The organism is bacterium (genome assembly GCA_026708015.1).
In the GTDB taxonomy this organism is placed as follows: domain Bacteria; phylum Actinomycetota; class Acidimicrobiia; order Acidimicrobiales; family Bin134; genus Poriferisocius.
Map to the genome: position 1 here is coordinate 68,263 of JAPOVT010000055.1, position 20,967 is coordinate 89,229.

Genomic DNA, 20,967 nt, shown 5'->3' on the forward strand with positions numbered 1-20,967 from the left:
GACCATTCCCATCCGCTCGATCTCTCCCATCTACTTGACGGCCCCTGATGCTCTCAGTGCGGCCACCGCGGCAGCATCGAAACCCCAGTCGGACATCACCTCGTCGGTGTGCTGGCCGGGGTTGGGGGCGGGGCGGTCAATCTGGGCCGGGGTACGGCTGAAACGGGGAGCAGGGCCGGGCTGGAGAGCGCCGCCCACTTCCACAAACGTGCCCCGAGCGATGTTGTGGGGATGCTCCGGGGCCTCGGCCAGGCTGAGAACCGGTGCAAAGCAGACGTCGGAGCCGTCGAGAATCTCGCACCACTCGTCCCGGGTCTTGGTCTTGACTGCGGCGGCCAGTCGGTCACGCATCTCCGGCCATGTGGTGCGGTCGTTCTGGTCGATCCCGTCCGCGTCGATGCCTGTTTTCTCCACCATCTCGGCGAAGAACTGGGGCTCCAGCGAGCCCAGCGAGATGTACTCCCCGTCGGCGCACTCGTAGACGTCATAGAACCAGGCACCGGTGTCCAGCATGTTGGTGCCCCGCGGCCCCCATGCCCCCATGGCCTGCATGCCATAGATCATGGTGATCAACAGGGCGGAGCCCTCCACCATGGAGGCGTCGACTACTTGGCCTTGGCCCGAAGTGCGAGCCTCCAGCATCCCGGCCAGCATCCCGAGGGCGAGCAGCATCCCTCCCCCGCCGAAGTCTCCGGCCAGGTTCACCGGAGGCACAGGTGCCTCCCCCTCCCGGCCGATGGCCCCCAGCACGCCCGACAGGGCGATGTAGTTGATGTCGTGGCCGGCCATGGACGAGTAGGGGCCGTCCTGGCCCCATCCGGTCATCCGCCCGTACACCAGCTTGGGGTTACGGGCCAGGCAGGCGTCGGGTCCGATGCCCAGGCGCTCGGCCACGCCGGGGCGGAATCCCTCGATCAGCCCGTCGGCGCCCTCCACCAGCTTGAGCACGGTCTCGGCACCCTCGGGGTGCTTGAGATCGACGCCCACGCTGCGGCGACCCCGGTTCAACAGATCGGGATGAGGGGTGTCGGGGACTTCGTCTCGGACCCGGTCCGCCCGGTCGATCCGCACCACGTCGGCCCCCAGATCGGCCAGCATCATCGCCGCGAACGGCCCCGGCCCAATCCCCGCGATCTCTACTACGCGAATGCCCTTCAGCGGTCCCATGCTGCCTCCTGAGGTCTTCACCGCTGGGACAGTACCCGCGATCTTCTCAATCGGGGCAGCCCAAGATGCCGGTCGTAGTCCGACTGCTCAGCCCCAGCCCAATTCGTCGAGGCGATCGTCTTCGATGCCGAAGTGGTGGGCAATCTCGTGGATGACGGTGATGCACACTTGCTCCACTACCTCGGACTCGGTTTCACACCCCTCGCAGATCGGCAGCCGGTAGATGTAGATGCGGTCGGGCATCACCATCCCACCCCCGCCGTAGTCGGCTCGGTCGGTGAGCGGCACCCCGTCGTACAGCCCCCAGATGTCCGGTTCCTCCCCCTCGTCTTCCACCAGCACCGCCACGTTGTCCATCAACTCGGCCAGGTCATCGGGAATCTCATCCAACGCCTGAGCCACCAACGCCTCAAACCGCTCCCGCGACACCACAACCATCCCCGACATCCTCCCACAAGGATGAGGCCTCTTGACCTGGTGCAATAGAAGTGTCACCGGCGTCGATACCTTGGTGGGGTGAGCGTGTTTGAAGGGCTCTTGGAGGGGCTGAACGAGCGGCAGCGGGCCGCGGTAGAGGCGCCGGGGACACCGCTGTGCATCCGCGCCGGGGCGGGCACCGGCAAGACCAGGGTGCTCACCCGCCGAATTGCCCACCAAGCTGGCATCGGCAACATCGACCCCAAGCGCACCTTGGCCATCACGTTCACCCGCAAGGCGGCCGATGAGCTACGCGAGCGCCTGGCTGGACTGGGGCTGCGGGACTCGGTAAGCGCAGGCACCTTTCACAGCACCGCCTATGCCCAGCTGCGCACTCGCTGGGCCGAGAGGGGGGTCAGGCCACCAGAATTGGTGCAGGACAAGCGGGGCCTGGTCGCCCGGGCGGCAAGACAAGCAGGACTGCGTCTGGCCAAGGCCGAGGTGCAAGATGCGGTAACCGAAATCGAGTGGGCCAAGGCCCACCGCATCACCCCCGGTGACTATCGCGAAAGGGCTGCCGGCCTCCGCCGGCGGCCGGCACTGGACCACGGCGTCGTCGCCGACCTCTATCAACGCTACGAGAGCGAGAAGGACAAGCGGCGAGTGGTGGACTTCGACGACCTGTTGATCCTGGCACTGAGGGACTTGACCGAAGACCCCGACTACGCCGAGGCCCGCCGCTGGAGTTACCGGCACCTTTTCGTCGACGAATTCCAAGATGTGAACCAACTCCAGTTCGACTTGCTGCGAGCCTGGCTGGGAGACGGCAACGACCTATGCGCGGTGGGCGACCCCAACCAGGCCATCTACAGCTGGAACGGCGCTAACTCCGACTACATCGAGCGGTTCGCCACCTGGTTCCCCGGTGCTGAGGTGCTCGACCTGGTGGACAATTACCGCTCCACTCCCCAGATATTGGCCGCGGGACGGGCGGTTTTGCCTGCGGGGGCGGCCAAATTGGCGTCCCACAGCCTGGACGGTCCCCGGCCGACGGTGAGCACCCATGTCGACGATTTCGATGAGGCGGCAACCATCGCTCGCGCCTTGCGCGACGCCAAGGGCCCCGAAATGGCGTGGTCGTCGATGGCCGTGCTGGCCCGCACCAATGCCCAGACCGCCAAGCTGGCCACCGCACTGGAAAAGGCCCAGATCCCCTGTCGAGTTCGCATCGACTCCCACCGAACCGATGACGGCGCGGGAGCAGCCCCACCCAAAGGCTCCGACGCAGTGGATGTGGCCACGTTCCATGCGGCCAAGGGATTGGAGTGGCCCATCGTGCATTTGGCTGGCCTGGAGCAGGGACTAGTGCCCATCAGCCGGGCTCAGACTTCAGCCGAGGTCGCTGAGGAGCGAAGGCTGCTCTATGTGGCCATCACCAGGGCCGAGAGAGAGCTGCACTGCCACTGGGCCGCGGAGCGGGCTTTCGGAGACCGGACGTCAGCCCGCTCCCCCTCTCCCTATCTGAACGCCATCCTCAGTGCGCCCTGAGCTGTGCATCCCCCGCGGGCTAGAGATCAAACGGGATGAGGACCACCACCACGGTGGCATCGCAGTCTCGAAGCACCTGCTCTACACGGTGGCCTAGGAATGGTCGATCTCCAACCCGTCTGAGGTTGGCCCCCATGACCACCAGGTCGGCCTCAATGTCTCGTTGCAGCTTCAAAATCTCATCGGCCGGCGAGGTGCCCTCCATCACTACCGTCTGAGTGGTTGCCCCCAGTTCTAGAGCGAGCGTCTCGGCTTGGGCTACCACCTGCACGCCGACGATGCTGCCGGTGCGGGCAATCATCCGGCGGCTGAACAGCGACGGCAGCCCCGCGGGTTCGCTCCTAATGGTATTGACGTGGGTGAGGTGTAGTTCGGTGCCGAGTTGGGCGCTGAGGTTGAAGGCCACCTCCTGGGCGGCCCGCGACACCGGGCTGCCGGTAACCGGAACCACCGCCCGGCTATAGGCCCCCGGGAGCGGCCGATCCATGTTTCTCGCCCGGCGCACCACCACGACCGGAATGGGGCTCTCCGACAAGACCCCGTCAACCAGAGGCGAGATCACCTGCATGGTGTCGGCGTAATCCAGAGCGCCCAGCCCGATAACGCCGAACCCCAGCCGACTCTCGTCGATGATGGCCCGCACCGGGTCGTCTCCGCGCACCCGCCGGTGCTCCATCGCCCGGTCGTGCAGCACATTGCGCAGTGGGGTGATGTCCACTTCGGCGTCACGGTCACCCACCGTGAGCACAGTGGCCCCGGCCTCGATGGGCCAAGCGAAGTGTAGAACCTGGGCCGCGGCGATGGACTCCGGGCCGCCCCGACTGGGCAGCAAGAGCCGTGACGTCCGCACGACGAGGTTTCGACTCAGCGCCTGCTCCCGGCCCAATCGCTCCTGCTCGTCGGGGGTTCCCTGCCAGTTGTTCACCACTCCTCGCAGCGTGGCCGAGGCGAACAGCGAGGTGAGCACCGGCACCAGCACGATCACCGTGAAGGCGGTAGGGCTGAACACCCCGACGCTCAACCCCACAGTGGCGATGACGATCTCCAGTGTTCCTCGGGCATTCAGTCCGGCCCCCAAGGCCAGTCCAGCCCGGTGGGTACGGCCGGCAAGGCGGGCACCTCCGTAGGCCCCGGCAAACTTGAAGACGATGGCCACTCCGAGCACGATCAAGGCCCACCACAGAGCCTCGGCGTTGTCCAACAGGCGGAGATCTACCTGCAAGCCAGCAGTGGCGAAGAACACCGGCGCAAACAGGGCATTGGTCAGTCCCTCCAGATGGTGGAGAACGTCGTCGTGCTGAAAGCGGGACCGGTGTAGCACCACCCCGGCTACGAATGCTCCCAGCACGGCCTCCACTCCCAGCCATTCGGTGGCAACTCCGAAGCCCAGCATGGTCACCATGGCCACGCCCAGTGCCGCGGCCAGGCTGCCCCCGGTGCGCCGCACTTGTCGCAACAGCAAGTCCACGACGCGCTGGCCCACTGTCAGCGCCAACACCCCGAAGGCCGCAATCCCCCCCAGCGTGGCCAACACTTGCCCGGCCGACACTTCGCCTGAGGTGGCCAAGCCGGTGAACACGCCCAGCAAGATCCAGCCGATCACATCGTTGGCCATGCCCGCAGCCACAGTGATCTGGCCGAAGTCCCGGCGCATCAGCCCCAGTTCGCTGAGGATCTTTGCCACTACTGCCAGAGACGACACAGCGACCGCCAACGCCACGAACAACGTGAACGTGAGCCGTTCGGCACCCTCGGCCAAGAACAAAGAGGGCAGCAACAGGCCGACCACGATGCCGCCGATCAGCGGCACCACCAGGCTGCCCGTGGTCACCAACAGCGCCGGCCGCCCCAGCTTGGTGATGAGACCCAAGTCGGTCTCGAAACCGGTCACCACCAACAGCAGAGCCACCCCCATCCAACTGACCGCGACCAGCAAAGTCCACTGCCCGCCCTGGCCGATCTCTGGCAAGAACCACTCGAAACCCGACTCCCACACCACCCCGAACACCGACGGCCCCAGCACGAGCCCGGCCAGCAGCGCTCCCACCACCGAGGGCATCCCCACCCTTCTCATCACCAGGCCGAAGAGATGGGAGACGGCCACCAGTACCAGGATGTTCACCCAAAAGACCAGAAGGTCGAACCCTCCCGTTTCGGCGGCAAAGACCATCGCCGACTCAGCCGCCCCCGGCGGCTTCATCCCAGTCGAAGTCCACCACCACCGGGGCGTGGTCCGACGGTTTCTCCCCCTTGCGGGCGTTGCGATCCATGAGCACCGTGGTCACCCGCTGGGCCAGCAGCTCGGTAGCCATGACCATGTCTATGCGCATTCCCTGGCGCTTGTGGAAGCGTCCGGCCTGATAGTCCCAGAAGGTATAGAGGCCGTCGTCAGACCACCGGCGGCGGAACACGTCCACCAGGCCCCAGTCCTCCACCGCGGCAAACGCCTCGCGCTCGGGCCCGCTCACATGGGTTAGCCCCTCGAAGGCGGCGATGTCCCACACGTCGTTGTCGGCCGGGGCCACGTTGAAGTCACCGGCAACCACCACTGGCGCCCCGGCATCGGCGTTGGCCTCCAGATGGGACCGGAGCCGGCCCAACCAGTCCAACTTGTAGCGGTAGTGGTCGTGGCCCAGCTCCCGCCCGTTGGGGATGTAAGCGCTGGCCACTCGCACATCAGCGCACGTGGCCCATACGATTCGGGCGTCGGGATCGGCCTCGCGGCCGTCGGCGAACCCGTTGCCGGGGTCGGCCAGCCCCACCCGGCTCAAGATGGCCACCCCGTTCCATCTTCCCTCACCGTGGTGAACCCACTCGTAGCCCATGGCCTTGAAGGCCAATCCGGGAAAGGCGTCGTCGGCCATTTTGGTCTCCTGCATGCACAGCACATCGGGGTCGGCCAGCTCCAGCCACTCTTGAACTCGGGGCATGCGGGCGTTCAGCGAGTTCACATTCCAAGTGGCCAGCCGCACCCGCAGAACCTTAGTAGTCCCGAAGTTCATAGACTCTCCCTATGACCCCCGACGCCGAGTCGATAGTCGGCCAGAACGCCTGGTTGGTCGACGAGATGCACCGCCAGTACTTGGCCGACCCCGAGTCGGTGAGCGAGAGCTGGCGGGACTTCTTCTCCGACTACCGTCCCGACCGAGTCCTTCCTGAGTCGGCCGCCCCAGTGGCCCGACTTCAGGCGGTGCCCGATCCGGCCGAGACGGCTGAGCCTCTACCGGGAGATCCGCTGCGGGGGGCGGCGGCCCGCATCGCCCAGAACATGGAGGCCAGCCTGGCCATTCCCACCGCCACCAGCTTCCGGGAAGTTCCGGCCAAGCTGCTCGACGTCAACCGCCGGATCGTCAACGGCTACCTGGGGCGCACCGACGGGCGCAAGGTGTCGTACACCCACCTGATCGCCTACGCCGTGGTGCAGGCCATCGCCCATCACCGTCCGGTGATGAACTCCACCTTTGTCGACACCGAAAGCGGGCCCCGAGTCGTCCGCCACCCCCACATCGGCTTGGGCATCGCCGTGGACGTGGAGAAAGCCGACGGCTCCCGCTCGCTTCTAGTGCCCTGCATTCAAGATGCCGACACGCTGGACTTTCCCAATTTTGTCGAGCGCTACGACACCATGGTCCGCAAGGTGCGAAACAACGACCTGAGCCCCGACGACTTCGCCGGAGTCACCGTGAGCATCACCAACCCCGGCACCCTGGGCACGGTGCAGTCGGTGCCCCGGCTCATGCCCGGCCAAGGGGTCATCGTGGGTGTGGGCACCATCGACTACCCCACCGCCTACCAGGCCGCCGATTCCCGCACGCTGGCCGACCTCGGGGTGTCGAAGGTGATCACGCTGTCGTCAACCTACGACCACCGCATCATCCAGGGCGCCGAGTCGGGCATGTTCTTGGGCGCGGTCCACGAGCTTCTGCTGGGCAAACACGAATTCTACGAGGACATTTTCCGAGCGGTAGGCGTGCCCTACGAGGCCGTGCGCTGGCGGCCCGACATCCTTCCCTTAGACCGAGAGCAGGCCGTTATCACCAAGCAGGTGCAGGTGAACGCGCTTATCAACATGCACCGGGTGCGGGGCCACCTCATCGCCGACCTCGACCCTCTTTCAGCCAACGAGCCCGCAATGCATGCCGAACTCGACCCGGCCACCTATGGACTCACCATCTGGGACCTCGACCGGGAGTTTCTCACCACCGGGCTGGGCGGGATCGACTTGGGCCAACCCGACGGCAAGATGCCGCTGGGCGATATCTTGCATGTGCTCCGCAACGCCTACTGCCGCACGGTGGGCGTGGAGTACATGCACATCCAGGAACCCGGCGAGAAGCAGTGGATCCAGGAGCAAGTGGAGGCGATGGGCATCCCCATGGGGCTCGACGAGAAGCTGCATATTCTGGATCGGCTGAACGCGGCCGAGGCGCTGGAGCGCTTCTTGGACACCAAGTACGTGGGTCAGAAGCGGTTCGGGATCGAGGGAGCCGAGAGCGCCATCGTGGTACTGGACGCGGTACTGGGCCGGGCTGCCGACCTGGGCATGACCTCGGCCATCATGGGCATGGCCCACCGGGGACGGCTCAACGTGCTGGTGAACATCGTGGGCAAGGACTACGGACAGCTGTTCGGCGAATTCGAGGGTAACTTGGACGAGTCGTCCACCCAGGGGTCGGGGGACGTGAAGTACCACCTGGGGATGACCTCGGAATTCGTGAGCATGGCCGGCAACCGGATCCCGGTAGAACTGGCCGCCAATCCTTCTCACCTGGAGGCGGTCAACCCGGTGGTCGAGGGCATGGTCCGGGCCCGCTTGGACCACCTCAGCGACGACCAGGTGGAGCACAGCCCAGTGAGCGGGTTGGTTCGGGGCCAAGTCGCCAACGAGGACGACCTCTACCCGGTGCTACCGGTGCTGGTACACGGCGATGCCGCCTTCGCCGGCCAAGGGGTGGTGAGCGAGACGTTGAATCTGTCGCTGATCGAGGGGTATCTCACCGGAGGCACGGTGCATCTGGTGATCAACAACCAGGTGGGATTCACCACCACCGCGGAGTCGGCTCGCTCCAGCTACTACTGCACCGACGTGGCCAAGATGATCCAGGCCCCCATCTTCCACGTCAACGGCGACGACCCCGAGGCCTGTACCCGGGTGGCGCACTTGGCGCTGGCCTATCGCAACCACTTCCACAAGGACGTGGTTATCGACATGTGGTGCTACCGCCGGCAAGGGCACAATGAGGCCGACGATCCCAGCTACACCCAACCGGAGATGTACCGGCGAATCGAGGGCCATCGCTCGGTGCGAAAGCGGTATGTGGAATCGCTGGTGAAGCGGGGAGACATCACCCTGGAAGAGGCTGAGCAGGCCATGGATCAATTCCGGGCCAAGCTTCAGGAGGCATTGGAGGAAACCCGGGACCAGGCGGCGGACGGGGGCCCGGGCGAGACCGTTGGGATCGAGGCCGCAGGCAAGCGAGAACTCCAACTGTCGATTTCGGCGGGGCTGTCCGACCCCACTCCCAACGTCTCGCCGCCGGTGGATACCGGTGTGTCGGAAAAGCAGATCAAGCGAGTGTTCAATGCTCTGACATCGGTGCCCGACGGGTTCGTGCTGCACCCCAAGCTGGCCCGCCAGTTCGAAGCCCGCGACGCGATGATGGTGCAGGGGATGGTGGACTGGGGGCTGGCCGAAGCGCTGGCCTTCGGCACCCTGCTCGACGAGGGGACATCGATCCGCCTGGCGGGCCAGGACTCTCGGCGGGGAACGTTCTCCCACCGCCACAGCACCCTGGTTTGCAACCAAACTGCCCGGGAACACTGCCCGCTGGCCGGATTGGCCCGCCATGGGGCCAAGCTGTGGGCCTACGACTCGCTGCTTTCGGAGTACGCCGCTCTGGGCTTCGAATACGGCTATTCGGTGGGCGACACCGATGCGCTTGTCCTTTGGGAGGCCCAATTCGGGGATTTCGTCAACGGCGCCCAGATCATCATCGACCAGTTCGTGGTGTCGGCTGAGGACAAGTGGAACCAGCAATCAGGACTGGTGATGCTGCTGCCCCACGGATTCGAGGGCCAGGGTCCGGAGCACTCCTCCGGCCGGATCGAGCGGTTCTTGCAGTCGGTGGCTGAGAACAACATCCGGGTGGCCAACCTGTCGACTGCGGCCCAGTACTTCCATCTGCTCCGAGACCAAGCCAAGCGCTCCACCCGCAAGCCGCTGGTGCTGTTCACTCCAAAGTCGCTGCTGCGCCACCGCGACGCGAGATCACCGGTGGCTGACCTGGCCAGCGGCTGGTTTTCGCCGGTGTTGGGCGATACGAACGGTCCTGAGCCGGGACAGGTCACCGGGGTTGTACTGGCCAGCGGGAAGATCTGCCACGAGGCCACCGCCCAGCGAGACCGGGAAGGCACCCCCGCCGCCGTGCTGCGGGTGGAGCAGCTCTATCCCTGGCCGGCCAGCGCCCTAGCCGAGGCTCTTGCCCACTACCCCAAGCTCAACAAAATCGTCTGGCTCCAAGAAGAGCCCCAGAACATGGGGCCGTGGAACTATGTGAAGGGGCACCTCCACGATGCATTCGGCGATCGCTGCGAAATTCTCAGAGCAAGTCGCAACGAGTCATCCAGCCCCGCCACCGGCAGCGCCGCGGTACACGCCCAAGAGCAGTCCGAGCTCATTTCCCGAACTTTTGCGCTTCTAAGCGTCAAGTAATCGTCTGGCCACCTCTCGGGCCTCGTCCAGGGTGTCGACGATCCGTTCCTCGGGAACCCGTTGGAGGGCGTCGAGAGAGCTCAAGGTCCGGGCGGGCAACCCAGAGAGGGCCATCACGATGCATTCGGTGTCCTGGTCGATGGCCGCGTCGATGAGCTGCTCGAGAACCAATGCCGCGCTGTCGTCTATGTAGATGGTCTCGGAGAAATCGAAGATCACCACCTCGTGGTCCCGGATGTCCACGGTGACGGTGTTGATGATCTTGTTGGACGACGCCACCGAGAAGCTTCCCCGAAAGGCGACCATGCCCACTCGGGCAGCATGGGGATCCGCCCCTGCTTCGGAGGACGTCACCCCACCTTCGAAGAACACCTGGTCCAAGATCGGGACAGAGACCACGTTGTCCATCTCCAGGCGCTCGAACTGCCGGGAGCGGGTCATGCCGGCGATGATCAGCCCGATGGCCACCGCGGTGATTAAGTCCACGAACACGGTCAGGCCGAACGTGGCGAACATGATGAACAGGTGCTCTCGGTGCAGGCGGGTGACCCTGGTCAAGAACCGCCAGTCCATGATGTCCCAGCCCACCTTCATCAAGATGCCGGCCAGCGCGGCATGGGGAATCTCTTCCACGTACTTTCCCAAGCCAAGAACCAAGGCCAACAAGATCAGCGCTCTCAACACGCCGGAGACCCGGCTGTGACCGCCGGCCCGGATGTTGACCACCGTGCCCATGGTGGCCCCCGCTCCTGGTGTCCCACCGATGAATCCGACCATCATGTTGCCAATGCCCTGGCCGATCAGCTCCCGGTTGGGCCTATGGCTGGTGCGAGTCATCGAATCGGCCACCAGCGAGGTGAGCAGGCTGTCGATGGAGCCCAGCAGCGCGATGGTCAGTGCCGGCTGCACGGCCCGGGCCAACACATCGCCGGTGAGCTCGGGAATCTCGAAGTCCGGCAAACCGGTGGGCACGTCGCCGATGACCGGGGTGTTGTCCAGCCACAGCAGGCTGAGCAGCGTCCCGACGACCAATGCCATCAGCATTGAGGGAACGAAAGCCCGGAGGCGGGGGGGCCAGAATACGCATACGCCCAGCGAGACCGCGGCGATGGCCAGCGAGTTGAAGTTGACGTCGCCGAATACATCCGGCCAGGAGCGGACGGCGTCGATGGGCCCGCCCAACTCCACTTCCGTTCCCAAAAACGGCAGGGTCTGCACCAAGATGATGATCACCCCGATGCCGGACATGAACCCCGACACCACCGAATACGGCGTGTACACCACGAAACGTCCGATTCGCAGCAATCCCAGACATATCTGCAACAGGCCCGCCATGACGACGATGGTGAATGCCTCTTCCAGTCTCTCGGCGTGGCTGGTGACCACCACCGCCATGGCCAGCGCCATTGGGCCGGTGGGCCCGGAGATCTGGGCCCGAGTGCCGCCGAAAATCGCGGCGAACAGGCCCAGGGCGATCGCCCCGTACATGCCGGCCACCGCCCCCAAACCGGACGCCACCCCAAACGCCAGTGCGGTGGGCAGCCCTACGACTGCCGCAGTAATGCCCCCAAACGTGTCTTCGCGAAAACTGTGCAGGTTGTAGCTCATAGCACCAGGCCGTTGTGACCTGGCCGAGCCTAGGCCATTTCAGTCAATGTCAAGATTGAGGAGGCGGGCGGCGTTGCCCCGCACCAGCTTGTGGACCACGTCGGAAGGCAGGTGGCCCATCATGTCCTCGGCCACCTTCTTGGTGTGGGGCCAAGTGGTGTCGGTGTGGGGATAGTCGGTTTCAAACGTCACGTTGTCCACCCCCACCTCGTCCAATGACTTCAATCCGTGGTTGTCCCGGAAGAAACAGCCGTAAATCTGCCGGTAGTAGTAGGTGGACGGCGGTTCGGGGACGATGTCCCTTACCCCTCCCCAGGCCCGGTGCTCACTCCAGACGTCGTCGCAGCGCTCCAATATGTAGGGGATCCACCCGATCTGTCCCTCGGAGTAGGCCAGCTTCAGTTCGGGAAACCGCACCAGCACCCCGGAGAACAGAAAATCGCTCATCGACGCGATGGCGTTGTTGAAACTTAGCGACGCTGCCACCGCAGGCGGGGCGTCAGGGGAGGCGGCCGGCATCTTCGACGACGACCCAATGTGCATGCACACCGCGGTGGCGGTGTCCTGACAGGCAGCGAAGAACGGGTCCCAGTATTCGGTGTGAATGCTGGGCAGCCCCAGATTGGGGGCAATCTCGGAGAAGCAAACCGCGTGGCAGCCCCGGGCTGCGTTGCGCTCCACTTCGGCCTTGGCCAATTCCACATCCCACAGAGGGATGATGGCCAGGGGGATGAGCGCGCCGTTGGAGTCGCCACACCACTCCTCGATCATGAAATCGTTGTAGGCCTGCACGCAGGCCAGGGCCAGCTCCTTGTCATCGGCTTCCAAGAAGGTCTGGCCACAGAACCGGGGAAACGTCGGGAATGAGAGCGACGCCTCGACGTGGTTCATCTCCATGTCCTCTATCCGGGCTTTGGGCTCGTAGCACCCGGGGCGCATCTCGTCGAAGGTGATGGGCACGGCCTCCATGTCGTCCCGGTCGAAGCCCACCGCGGCCACATGGCGCTTGTTGGGATAGACGAGGTCTTCGTAGAACCAGACATCTCCCCATGGCCCGTCCTCTACGTCCAGCTCGTAGGTGTACATCTTGGCCCCGCCAATAAAGGTGATCGGCCCGACCCGGCGGCGCTCCACCCGCGGGCCTCGCTCCTTGAAGCGGTCAGGCAGCCAGCTCTGCCACAGGTGGGCGGGCTCTACAAGGTGGTCGTCCACGCTGATGATCTTGGGAATCTCGGTGCGCACGGCGAAAAGCCTACCGGCTGCCCGATTAGTCGGCAGCAGCCAGGGCGGCGGCTACATCGGAGGGAAGGGAGGATTTGCGGGTGGAAAGGTGGTGTTCTGCGGCCCACGCCACGATCAGTTCGGCGCTCCCGGCGTCCCGCAGCATCGCCGCGCCAAGTCGGGGGTGATCCCGATAATCGGCCCACCGACCCCTCAAAATACCAGGTAAAACGGCCCCTACCACGGTGGCGGCCACCCGGGTCCAAGTCCTCAGACCAGACTGTATCTTCCCCACATCGTGTAGGGCAGCGGCCACCCGCTGGGCATCGTCGGCCAACGCAGGACATCGGGCCGACCGCAGGGCATGGCTGCGGTCGACTGGGCTCATCTGGGCGTAGAGGGTCGCCTCGCGCTCGCTGAGCAGACCCATCAGCCAGTCCTCTTCGGCGGCATCTGGCCCCTGGTCGAGAATCGACTGGAAGAAGCGCCGAGCCAAGTGGATCAATGCTTCAACACCGCCCGCGGGTGAGCGGCGCGATAGGCCTCCCACAGTTTCTCCTTGGACACCATGGTGTAGACCTGCGTGGTGCTGATGGAGGCATGGCCCAACAGCTCCTGCACTGCCCTGATGTCGGCGCCGTGGTCCAGCATGTGGGTGGCACAGGAATGGCGGAACACATGGGGGGACACCTTGGCGCCCAGCCCCACCTGCTGGGCCCTCTTCTTCACCACACCCCAAGCTCCCTGACGCGACAGGCGGCGTCCCCGCTGGTTGAGCCAAACCGCCTCCTGGTCGTGCTGGGACCCCCAGCGCTCGGGCTCCATCTCGCCCCGCCCGGCGGGCACCAGCCAGGCGGTCAGCCCCTCGAGGGCGCATCGGCCCAGCGGCAGGACCCGCTCCTTTTGACCCTTTCCCAGAACCCGCACGGTGGCCCCTCCCAAATCCAAGTCGGCCAGCGACATCCCGACCAGCTCGCTAATGCGCATCCCCGTGCCATAGAGCATCTCCAGCAGCGCCCGATCCCGCCGAGCCACCCGGTCGGCGCCTGCCACTCCGTCCAAGATGGCTTCCACTTCGGCCTCGCTCAGCGCCTTGGGCAAAGCCCTCGGCACCGTGGGCAGCTCCACTTGGGACCCCGGGTTGTCGGCTCGAGCACCCTCGATGACGAGGAACTGGTGGAAGATCCGCACCGCGGTCATGGCCCGCTTGACCGTCGAGGGGGCCAACCCCCGGCTCTGGAGGTGCCGCAAAAACGCCAGAATGTCATCCTCTCCGGCTGTTTCAGGGTTGGTTCCCCGGGAATCCAAAACCTCGCAGTAGCCGGTCAGGTCTCGGCGATAGGCCTCACAGGTACGAGGTGCGCGGCCCCGTTCCAGCACCAGCCAATCCAGAAACTCCTCTACCCCGCTCCCTGCGCTCACCCCGGGCGGCACGGGGAATTCACCCCAGACGCTCTCGGGCCAGCATTAGGCCGACGATCGACTTGGCGTCGGCAATCTCGCCGGAGGCCACCAGATCAAGGACTTCGCCCAGCTTGATCCGTTCGATGGCCATGTGCTGCTCCTCGATGCCGTGGGGGCGGCGGTCGGCGTCGGTCAGCTCGGTGGCCAGGTAGCAATGGGTGATCTCGTCGCAAAATCCCGGAGAGTTGTGGAACACGGCCAGCAGCTCCAAGTGCCCTGCCCGCTTGCCGATCTCCTCTTCCAGTTCCCGCTGGGCAGTCATCTCGGGAGGCTCGTCCTGGCTGTCGAGTTTCCCCGCGGGTATCTCCAGCAGCTCCCGATTAACCGCAGGACGATACTGGCGCACCATGATGACCTCTTGGCCGTCGAGTGGCACGATGACGGCGGCGCCGGGATGGCGGACGATCTCCCGCTCATAGATCGAACCGTCGGGCGCCCTGATCTCGGCAACGCTCAGGGACACCACCCGACCCTGCCACTCTTGGCGCTCTCCAACCGGGGTGAAACCCGCCCCGCCTTCGGCTGCCGCCATTCAGCTGGCTCTCAACGAAGGGCTGCGGCCGAGGCGTCGGCTACTGTCTCAACGTGCTCTGAGACCGCCGCCTCTGACGGGGTCTCGTCACCCTGGTCGGCAGCGGTCCCGCTGTCCTGGCGATCCAACGCGGCCTTCACCAAACCGCAGAACAGCGGAGCGGGCCGATCGGGACGGCTCTTGAACTCGGGATGGGCCTGGGTCCCCACCCACCACGGATGTCCCTCCAGTTCGATGAACTCCACCAAGAGGCCGTCGGGCGACTCCCCGGCGAGCACGAAGTCGGTGCCCTCGAAGCGGCCGCGAAGCTTGGGGTTGAACTCGTAGCGGTGGCGGTGGCGCTCCGACACCACTTCAGCACCGTACACTTCGGCCACCTGGGTGCCCGGTCGTAGCTTGGCCAGGCACGCCCCAAGCCGCATCGTGCCGCCCTTGTCGGTGATGCCGCGCTGCGATTCCATCAAGTCGATGACCGGCCACGGCGTGCTGGGGTCGAATTCGCTGGAATGGGCGTTGACCAGGCCGAGCACGTTGCGGGCGTAGTCGATGGTCATCACCTGGAGGCCGAGGCACAGGCCCAGACAGGGCAGGTCGTTCTCTCGGGCATAGGAGGCGGCGTCGATCTTGCCCTGGATCCCCCGCTCGCCGAACCCGCCGGGGATCACTATTCCGTCCAGCCCGCTAAGCAGACTGTCCACCATCAGTCCCTCCACGCTTTCGGCCTGGATCCACTCGATCTCCACCGACGCGCCGTGGTGGATGCCAGCGTGGTTCAACGCCTCCACCACGGACAGATAGGCGTCTTGGAGCGTCACGTACTTGCCGATGAGCCCGATGCGCACCTTGCGCTGGGCCATCTCCATTCTCTGGGTCAGCCGCTGCCAGTCGGCGAGATCGGGCTCGGGGACGTCCAAGCGCAAGATGTCGCACACCACGCCGTCGAGGCCCTCGTCGTGAAGCACCAGGGGAATCTCATAGATGCTCTCGGCATCGGCGGCGTTGACCACTGCGGATACGTCAACGTCGCACAGGCTGGAGATCTTGCGCTTCAGTTCGTCGGAGACGGGCGACTCGCTGCGGCACACGATGGCGTCGGGCTGAACTCCCCGGCTGCGGAGCTCGGTCACCGAGTGCTGGGTGGGCTTGGTCTTCTGCTCGCCGGTGGGGCCGATGAAGGGCACCAGCGTGACGTGGACGTAGCAGACGTTGCCCCGCCCCACGTCCAAGCGCACCTGGCGGATGGCCTCCAGAAAGGGGAGGATCTCGATATCGCCGACGGTCCCGCCGATCTCGGTGATGACCACGTCCACGTCGTCGGACACCAGGCTGGAGATGCGGTTCTTGATCTCGTTGGTGACATGGGGAATCACCTGCACGGTCTTGCCCAGATACTCGCCTTGGCGCTCGGCGGCGATGACCGAGGAGTAGATGGAGCCGGTGGTGGCGTTGGAGAGCTTGGTGAGGTTCTCGTCGATGAACCGCTCGTAGTGTCCGAGATCCAGGTCGGTCTCGCCCCCGTCGTCGGTGACGAACACCTCCCCGTGCTCGAAGGGGTTCATCGTTCCTGGGTCCACATTGATGTACGGGTCCAGCTTCTGCATGGTCACCCGGAGTCCCCGTTGCTTGAGCAAACGCCCCAGGGAGGCGGCCGTAAGTCCTTTGCCCAGCGAACTCGCTACCCCGCCTGTGACAAAGATGTGTTTGGTCACGCCTGCCAATCCTAGCGGGGAGGAGCGACGATTGGCGGACCGTCAGCCACTCTGAGAGATTGCGAGAAGTTCGGAGGCGTGTCGGCGGGCGCTCTGGCTGTCGGGCGAGCCAGAGAGCATGCGGGAGAGCTCGACCACCCGGTCCTCGCCGTCCAAGGGCTCGGCGGTCATGGTGGCAGATGCCCCATCGTCGTGCTTGGCGATGCTCACCTGGTGGTCGGCGCAGGCTGCCACCTGAGGCAAGTGGGTGACCACCAACACCTGGTGATCAGCGGTTAGGCGGGAAAGCGCCTGGCCTACGGTCTGGGCCACTTGGCCACCGATGCCGGCGTCTACCTCGTCGAACACCAGCACGGGTGGTCCGGCGCTGACTACCAGGCGCAGGGCCAGCATGACCCGGGCCAGCTCTCCCCCTGATGCGGCCGAAGTGAGCGACAAGCCAGGGGCCCCGCTATTGGCCGACAGCAGGATGTCCACGTCGTCACCGGGATCGTCGCCCACCTCTACTTGCACCTCGGCGCGGGTCATTGCCAATTCCCGCAGGTTGACGGTCACCTCTTTGCCCAGCGTCTGGGCCGCCTCGCGCCGGGCCTCGCCAACTGCGGCACCGGTTTCGGCCACCGCAGCGGTGCGACGATCGAGTTCTCCGTCCAGGTCTTTGGCCAGGCGGTCGAAGTCCTCCAACTCGGCGAGGCGGACAGACAGATCACGATGGAACTCCATGACCTCGGCCACGGTCTCCCCATACTTGCGGCGCAGATCAACCAACAGCTCCCGGCGCTGGCGGACCTCGGCCAATCGGGCCGGATTCTCGTCGATGGACTCGGCGGCGCGGCGCAGCTCGGTTGACAGGTCTCCGACCTCGGCCACCAGGTTGACCAGCCGCTCATGCTGGCTCTCCAGCGGCGGACGGCTCTCCAAGGCAGCGGCAATCTGGGCCAGCCCGGAACCCACTGCGCCATCGGCGCCCAGAGACATCGCCGCCTGCCGAGCCGCATTCCGGCTGGCCGCGGCGTCGGCCAACACCGCCTCTTCTGACTTGAGCAACTCATCCTCATCGGGGTCTTCCAGTCCAGCTTCGTCTAGCTCGACCAGTTGGAATCGGCACAGCTCGATCTCCCGAGCTCGGGATCGTTCGTCACCGCCCAACTCGGCCCGTCGGCGATTCAGGTCGGCCAACTCAGCCCGAGCCTCCATGAGCGGGGCCAAGTCCACGTCGCCGAATCTGTCCAGCGCGGCCCGTTGATGGACCCGGCGCAAAAGGGACTGGTGCTCGTGTTGGCCGTGCAAATCCACTAGCTCTGCACCCAGCTCGGCCAGGGTAGCCGCCGACGCCAGCCGGCCGTCGACATAGGCCCTTGCCCGACCTTCGGCGGGCACCACCCTGCGAAGCACCACTTCCTCCCCCTGGTGGTCGAAGCGGCCCTCGACAATGGCCTCGCTGGCCCCGAACCGTACCAATGACGAGTCGGCCCGGCCGCCCAAGAGCAGGTCAACTGCGGTCACCACCAAGGTCTTTCCCGCCCCGGTCTCCCCAGTCAGCGCGGTCATGCCCGGTCCCAACACCAGATTGAGCCGCTCGATCACCCCCAGGTTCTCAACCGCCAGCTCAGTCAGCATTGTTGCGGGCCAGCGTCAGCGGTCGGACAGGCCGAACGACGACTTGAGGGCTTGGTGGAAGCCTCTTCGGCCCAGGGTGACAAGACGAGCGGGCCGATCGGAAACCGAAACCGTCAACGAGCCTCCCTCGCCCAGTTCTCCCAGCGAACGGCCGTCCACCGCCACTGCGGCCGGACGGTCGCCCAACACCTCCACCACCAGTTCGCTTGACGGCAGCAGCACCAGGCTGCGGTCGAACAGCGTGTGGGGAGCCACCGGGGTCAGGATCACTGCGTTCATGGTCGGGGCCAAAATGGGTCCGCCCGCCGATAGGGAGTAGGCCGTTGAACCGGTAGGAGTGGCCGCGATCAGTCCATCGGCGGCGTAGCTGGTGAAGAACTCCCCATCGATGTGAACGGCCAGATTGACAGTTCTCCCGCTGTCCACCTTCTCCACGATGGCCTCATTGAGGGCGCTCACCTCGGTGCCGTTTCCCAGTCGACAGCGCAGCCGGATGCGCTCTTCGATGTTGTAATCCCCGGCCAGGAACTGCTCGACTGCCTCCGAGGCGGAATCCGGCTCGATCCCGGTCAGGTAGCCCAGTGAGCCGTAGTTGACCCCGAGAACCGGCACCCCGTCATCGGCCACTGCGGTCACCGCCCTAAGCATGGAGCCGTCTCCCCCCAAGCTCACCGCCAAGTCCAGCTTTTCGCCAATGTGATCGTCGAGATGGGCCAATTCGGTGCGGCCCACCGCCTCAGCAGATTCGGGCGACAGCCGAATTTCATGGCCGTCGCCGTCCAATCGGCCGATCAGCTCAGCCGCCAACTTCAGAGCTTCCGGCCGGTCAGCATGAACAAAGAAGGCGATCGCAGCCATAGAGCTATGTCGCAACTGGCTGCACGCCGTTCGGGAAAAAGCTCGTGCCAGCAGCAATCACCTCGTCGATCACAATGGGACCCACTTCGCTGACGGGTACATCGAAATAGGCGCCTATGGCATCCTGAACAGCCTCCTCTACGTCCTGGAGGCGGCGGACTTGGGAGAAAACCCAATCCAGTTTCCGCACTTGGATGCCCCACCATTCGTCACCTTCTCGGGCAACCACCCTGAACGTACTATCGGGGGTTGGAATGTCTGCCATTGCTGCTCCCGGACGATTCCTGTGCCTTTCTCAATATAGCCCTCGCAGTGTGCTCATCGATTTCCGTATGACGGGGAATCACTAGCCGCTCCTCACCGAATTGCCAGACTTCGTGCCGTCCCTGCCACAACAGATGCAGATTGACTCCCCTGCCTCTCGCAATCCCGCGCAGAAACCTGATCAAGACCTGCTTCTCCATGCATCAGCCACCGACTCTTGGTGCTAGGGGGGAAGCTCAGCAGCGGATGCCGCGCAACCAGGCTATCCGCCCTCGGTGACAACTTGGGTCACTGCTTGGGAAGAATCCACCGAGGCGGGGGTGCCGCCCTTTATCAGGTGCAAGAAGAACTCCACGTTTCCCTGGGCGCCTTTCAGCACTGAAGGAGCGGCGGCTTGGGGGGCAAGGCCCGCGGTGACTGCTGCTTCCAGCACCCGGTCGAGCGCGGCCTGCCATTGCTCGGGGTCGCGGATAACGCCCCGGCCCCGGCTGGCCTGCCTTCGCCCCACCTCGAATTGGGGCTTGACCAACGCCACAACGGGCGCGCCCGGCGCGGCCAGATCGGCCAGGCATTCCAAAACCGAAGTCAGCGAAATGAAGGACACATCGGTGGTTACCAAGTCGAACGGCGCCCCAACACCCGCCGGGTCGACGTCGCGGATATCGGTGCGCTCATACACGGTCACCCGGGAGTCGCCAGCCAAGCGCTCGTGCATCTGGGCTCGGCCCACATCAATGGCCACCACACCGGTCGCGCCGCGCTGCAACAGGCAGTCGGTGAATCCCCCGGTGGACGCACCAACGTCACAGCACCGCAAGCCGGCGACGTCCAAGTCAAAGGCAGCCAGTGCGCCCTCCAACTTCTCGCCGCCCCGGCTCACGTAGCGAGCCGGCGGGCCGGCCACCTCCAGGGCGTCGCCGGGCAAGACCAAACGAGCGGCCTTATGGGCCACTGCTCCGTTCACGGTGACCTGGCCAGCGGCTACTGCCTCCCGGGCCCGCTCCCGACTTGCAACCAGCCCGCGGCGAACCAACTCCGTGTCCAGCCTCCGGCGCGAGCCTCTCATCCCCCTATTCAAGTCCCATTTGGTCGACCAGGGCAGCCAGATCGGGGGCGCAGTACTGCGGCTCCGGCGACACCGGCAGGTCGTCGGCTTCGGTCACACCGCTCAGCACCAGTGCGAACTCGTACTCCAATGCCTGGGCGAATAGGCCGTCGGAGTCGGGGCGGTCCCCCACCACCACGCCGGTGTCGCCGATTCTGCTGCGCACGCAATCGACAATGGGCTGGTTGGGCTTACCCGCCATTATGGGCACCGCTTCCGCGGCGGTCGCCACCGCGGCCAAAAGAGACCCACCCCCCGGCTCCAGTCCCCGCTCAGTGGGGTAGCTGGGATCGTGATTGGTGCCGATCAGCCGGGCGCCTCCCCGAACCGCCCTCATGGCCCGACCGAGGGTGTCGTAGTTGAAGCTGGGGTCCATGCCCACCACCACCGCGTCAGCGGGACCAGAAGAGCACACCTTGGCACCGGCCAACTCCACCGCCTCGTCGATACCGGGACCCCCCACCACCAGCACCCGCTCGCCGGGAGAGATGAGTTGGCCCGCGGCAGTGGCAGAGGTAATCACCAACCCGGAGGCGTCGATCCCGCAGTCAGCCAGCTTGGCCTCCTGGTCGGCCACAGTGAGCATCGACATATTGGTGACGAACACCAGGTTTGCGCCTGCCTGGCGCAACCGCTCAACGGCTCCCGCTGCGCCAGGAATTGCCGTTCCGCCTACCCAGATCACTCCGTCCAAGTCCAGCACCCAACCCCTAAGGGCGGGATGCCCGGACGAAGGAGGAGC

17 protein-coding genes are annotated in these 20,967 nt (G+C 65.2%); 2 read left to right on the forward strand and 15 right to left on the reverse strand.

What is annotated here, in order from left to right:
- Positions 1–30: 30 nt before the first annotated feature.
- Both OXG30_13615 and OXG30_13620 read right to left on the reverse strand, forming a co-directional pair.
- The gene (locus OXG30_13615; protein MCY4135930.1) at positions 31–1,167 is read right to left on the reverse strand and encodes a CaiB/BaiF CoA-transferase family protein; all 1,137 of its coding nucleotides are present in this window, start codon (positions 1,165–1,167) and stop codon (positions 31–33) included.
- A gap of 87 nt (positions 1,168–1,254) precedes the next feature.
- A complete protein-coding gene (locus tag OXG30_13620) occupies positions 1,255–1,614 on the reverse strand; it encodes a metallopeptidase family protein (GenBank protein ID MCY4135931.1) in 360 nt (119 codons plus the stop codon).
- Between the two features lie 69 nt (positions 1,615–1,683).
- Here OXG30_13620 and OXG30_13625 point away from each other — a divergent pair, with 69 nt between their 5' ends.
- The gene (locus OXG30_13625; protein MCY4135932.1) at positions 1,684–3,132 is read left to right on the forward strand and encodes an ATP-dependent helicase; all 1,449 of its coding nucleotides are present in this window, start codon (positions 1,684–1,686) and stop codon (positions 3,130–3,132) included.
- A 19-nt stretch (positions 3,133–3,151) separates the two neighbouring features.
- On the opposite strand, the gene OXG30_13630 is transcribed toward OXG30_13625, so the two are convergent.
- Positions 3,152–5,332, reverse strand: a complete 2,181-nt coding sequence (locus tag OXG30_13630; GenBank protein MCY4135933.1) for a cation:proton antiporter — start codon at positions 5,330–5,332, stop codon at positions 3,152–3,154.
- Positions 5,310–6,104, reverse strand: a complete 795-nt coding sequence (locus tag OXG30_13635) for an exodeoxyribonuclease III (protein ID MCY4135934.1) — start codon at positions 6,102–6,104, stop codon at positions 5,310–5,312. Before OXG30_13635 ends, OXG30_13630 begins: the two co-directional genes overlap by 23 nt.
- A gap of 41 nt (positions 6,105–6,145) precedes the next feature.
- Here OXG30_13635 and OXG30_13640 point away from each other — a divergent pair, with 41 nt between their 5' ends.
- The gene (locus OXG30_13640; protein ID MCY4135935.1) at positions 6,146–9,844 is read left to right on the forward strand and encodes a multifunctional oxoglutarate decarboxylase/oxoglutarate dehydrogenase thiamine pyrophosphate-binding subunit/dihydrolipoyllysine-residue succinyltransferase subunit; all 3,699 of its coding nucleotides are present in this window, start codon (positions 6,146–6,148) and stop codon (positions 9,842–9,844) included.
- On the opposite strand, the gene OXG30_13645 is transcribed toward OXG30_13640, so the two are convergent.
- The 11 genes from OXG30_13645 to OXG30_13695 all read right to left on the reverse strand — a co-directional run bounded on the left by OXG30_13645 (position 9,830) and on the right by OXG30_13695 (position 20,928).
- On the reverse strand, positions 9,830–11,452 hold the full coding sequence (locus tag OXG30_13645; GenBank protein ID MCY4135936.1) for a SulP family inorganic anion transporter: 1,623 nt from the start codon (positions 11,450–11,452) through the stop codon (positions 9,830–9,832). The two genes, OXG30_13640 and OXG30_13645, sit on opposite strands and share 15 nt — an antisense overlap.
- Before the next feature lie 39 nt (positions 11,453–11,491).
- Positions 11,492–12,694 carry an amidohydrolase family protein gene (locus tag OXG30_13650; GenBank protein ID MCY4135937.1) on the reverse strand — a complete coding sequence of 401 codons (1,203 nt, stop codon included), beginning with the start codon at positions 12,692–12,694 and terminating at the stop codon, positions 11,492–11,494.
- Between the two features lie 25 nt (positions 12,695–12,719).
- Positions 12,720–13,169: an HD domain-containing protein gene (locus tag OXG30_13655; protein ID MCY4135938.1), complete on the reverse strand. Its 450-nt coding sequence runs from the start codon at positions 13,167–13,169 to the stop codon at positions 12,720–12,722.
- A gap of 5 nt (positions 13,170–13,174) precedes the next feature.
- Positions 13,175–14,095 carry a tyrosine recombinase XerD gene (locus OXG30_13660; GenBank protein MCY4135939.1) on the reverse strand — a complete coding sequence of 307 codons (921 nt, stop codon included), beginning with the start codon at positions 14,093–14,095 and terminating at the stop codon, positions 13,175–13,177.
- A 19-nt stretch (positions 14,096–14,114) separates the two neighbouring features.
- Positions 14,115–14,669: an NUDIX hydrolase gene (locus OXG30_13665; GenBank protein MCY4135940.1), complete on the reverse strand. Its 555-nt coding sequence runs from the start codon at positions 14,667–14,669 to the stop codon at positions 14,115–14,117.
- 11 nt (positions 14,670–14,680) lie between these two features.
- Positions 14,681–16,378: a CTP synthase gene (locus OXG30_13670; protein MCY4135941.1), complete on the reverse strand. Its 1,698-nt coding sequence runs from the start codon at positions 16,376–16,378 to the stop codon at positions 14,681–14,683.
- Positions 16,379–16,420: 42 nt separating this feature from the next.
- Positions 16,421–17,998 (reverse strand): DNA repair protein RecN, encoded by a 1,578-nt coding sequence (gene recN, locus OXG30_13675; GenBank protein MCY4135942.1) that lies wholly within the window; start codon positions 17,996–17,998, stop codon positions 16,421–16,423.
- Between the two features lie 15 nt (positions 17,999–18,013).
- Positions 18,014–18,856, reverse strand: coding sequence for an NAD(+)/NADH kinase (locus OXG30_13680; GenBank protein ID MCY4135943.1), 843 nt, complete (start codon positions 18,854–18,856; stop codon positions 18,014–18,016).
- 4 nt (positions 18,857–18,860) lie between these two features.
- Positions 18,861–19,085 carry a hypothetical protein gene (locus OXG30_13685; protein ID MCY4135944.1) on the reverse strand — a complete coding sequence of 75 codons (225 nt, stop codon included), beginning with the start codon at positions 19,083–19,085 and terminating at the stop codon, positions 18,861–18,863.
- A gap of 297 nt (positions 19,086–19,382) precedes the next feature.
- The gene (locus OXG30_13690) at positions 19,383–20,186 is read right to left on the reverse strand and encodes a TlyA family RNA methyltransferase (protein ID MCY4135945.1); all 804 of its coding nucleotides are present in this window, start codon (positions 20,184–20,186) and stop codon (positions 19,383–19,385) included.
- A 4-nt stretch (positions 20,187–20,190) separates the two neighbouring features.
- Positions 20,191–20,928: an HAD hydrolase-like protein gene (locus tag OXG30_13695; GenBank protein MCY4135946.1), complete on the reverse strand. Its 738-nt coding sequence runs from the start codon at positions 20,926–20,928 to the stop codon at positions 20,191–20,193.
- Between the last annotated feature and the right edge of the window lie 39 nt (positions 20,929–20,967).

Excerpts from the sequence above, each read along its gene's own strand:
- OXG30_13615 (MCY4135930.1), bottom strand. The coding sequence starts at position 1,167 with ATGGGACCGCTGAAGGGCATTCGCGTAGTAGAGATCGCGGGGATTGGG.
- OXG30_13620 (MCY4135931.1), bottom strand. The coding sequence starts at position 1,614 with ATGTCGGGGATGGTTGTGGTGTCGCGGGAGCGGTTTGAGGCGTTGGTG.
- OXG30_13630 (MCY4135933.1), bottom strand. The coding sequence starts at position 5,332 with ATGAAGCCGCCGGGGGCGGCTGAGTCGGCGATGGTCTTTGCCGCCGAA.
- OXG30_13640 (MCY4135935.1), top strand. The coding sequence starts at position 6,146 with ATGACCCCCGACGCCGAGTCGATAGTCGGCCAGAACGCCTGGTTGGTC.
- OXG30_13645 (MCY4135936.1), bottom strand. The coding sequence starts at position 11,452 with ATGAGCTACAACCTGCACAGTTTTCGCGAAGACACGTTTGGGGGCATT.
- OXG30_13665 (MCY4135940.1), bottom strand. The coding sequence starts at position 14,669 with ATGGCGGCAGCCGAAGGCGGGGCGGGTTTCACCCCGGTTGGAGAGCGC.
- recN (MCY4135942.1), bottom strand. The coding sequence starts at position 17,998 with ATGCTGACTGAGCTGGCGGTTGAGAACCTGGGGGTGATCGAGCGGCTC.
- OXG30_13680 (MCY4135943.1), bottom strand. The coding sequence starts at position 18,856 with ATGGCTGCGATCGCCTTCTTTGTTCATGCTGACCGGCCGGAAGCTCTG.
- OXG30_13690 (MCY4135945.1), bottom strand. The coding sequence starts at position 20,186 with ATGAGAGGCTCGCGCCGGAGGCTGGACACGGAGTTGGTTCGCCGCGGG.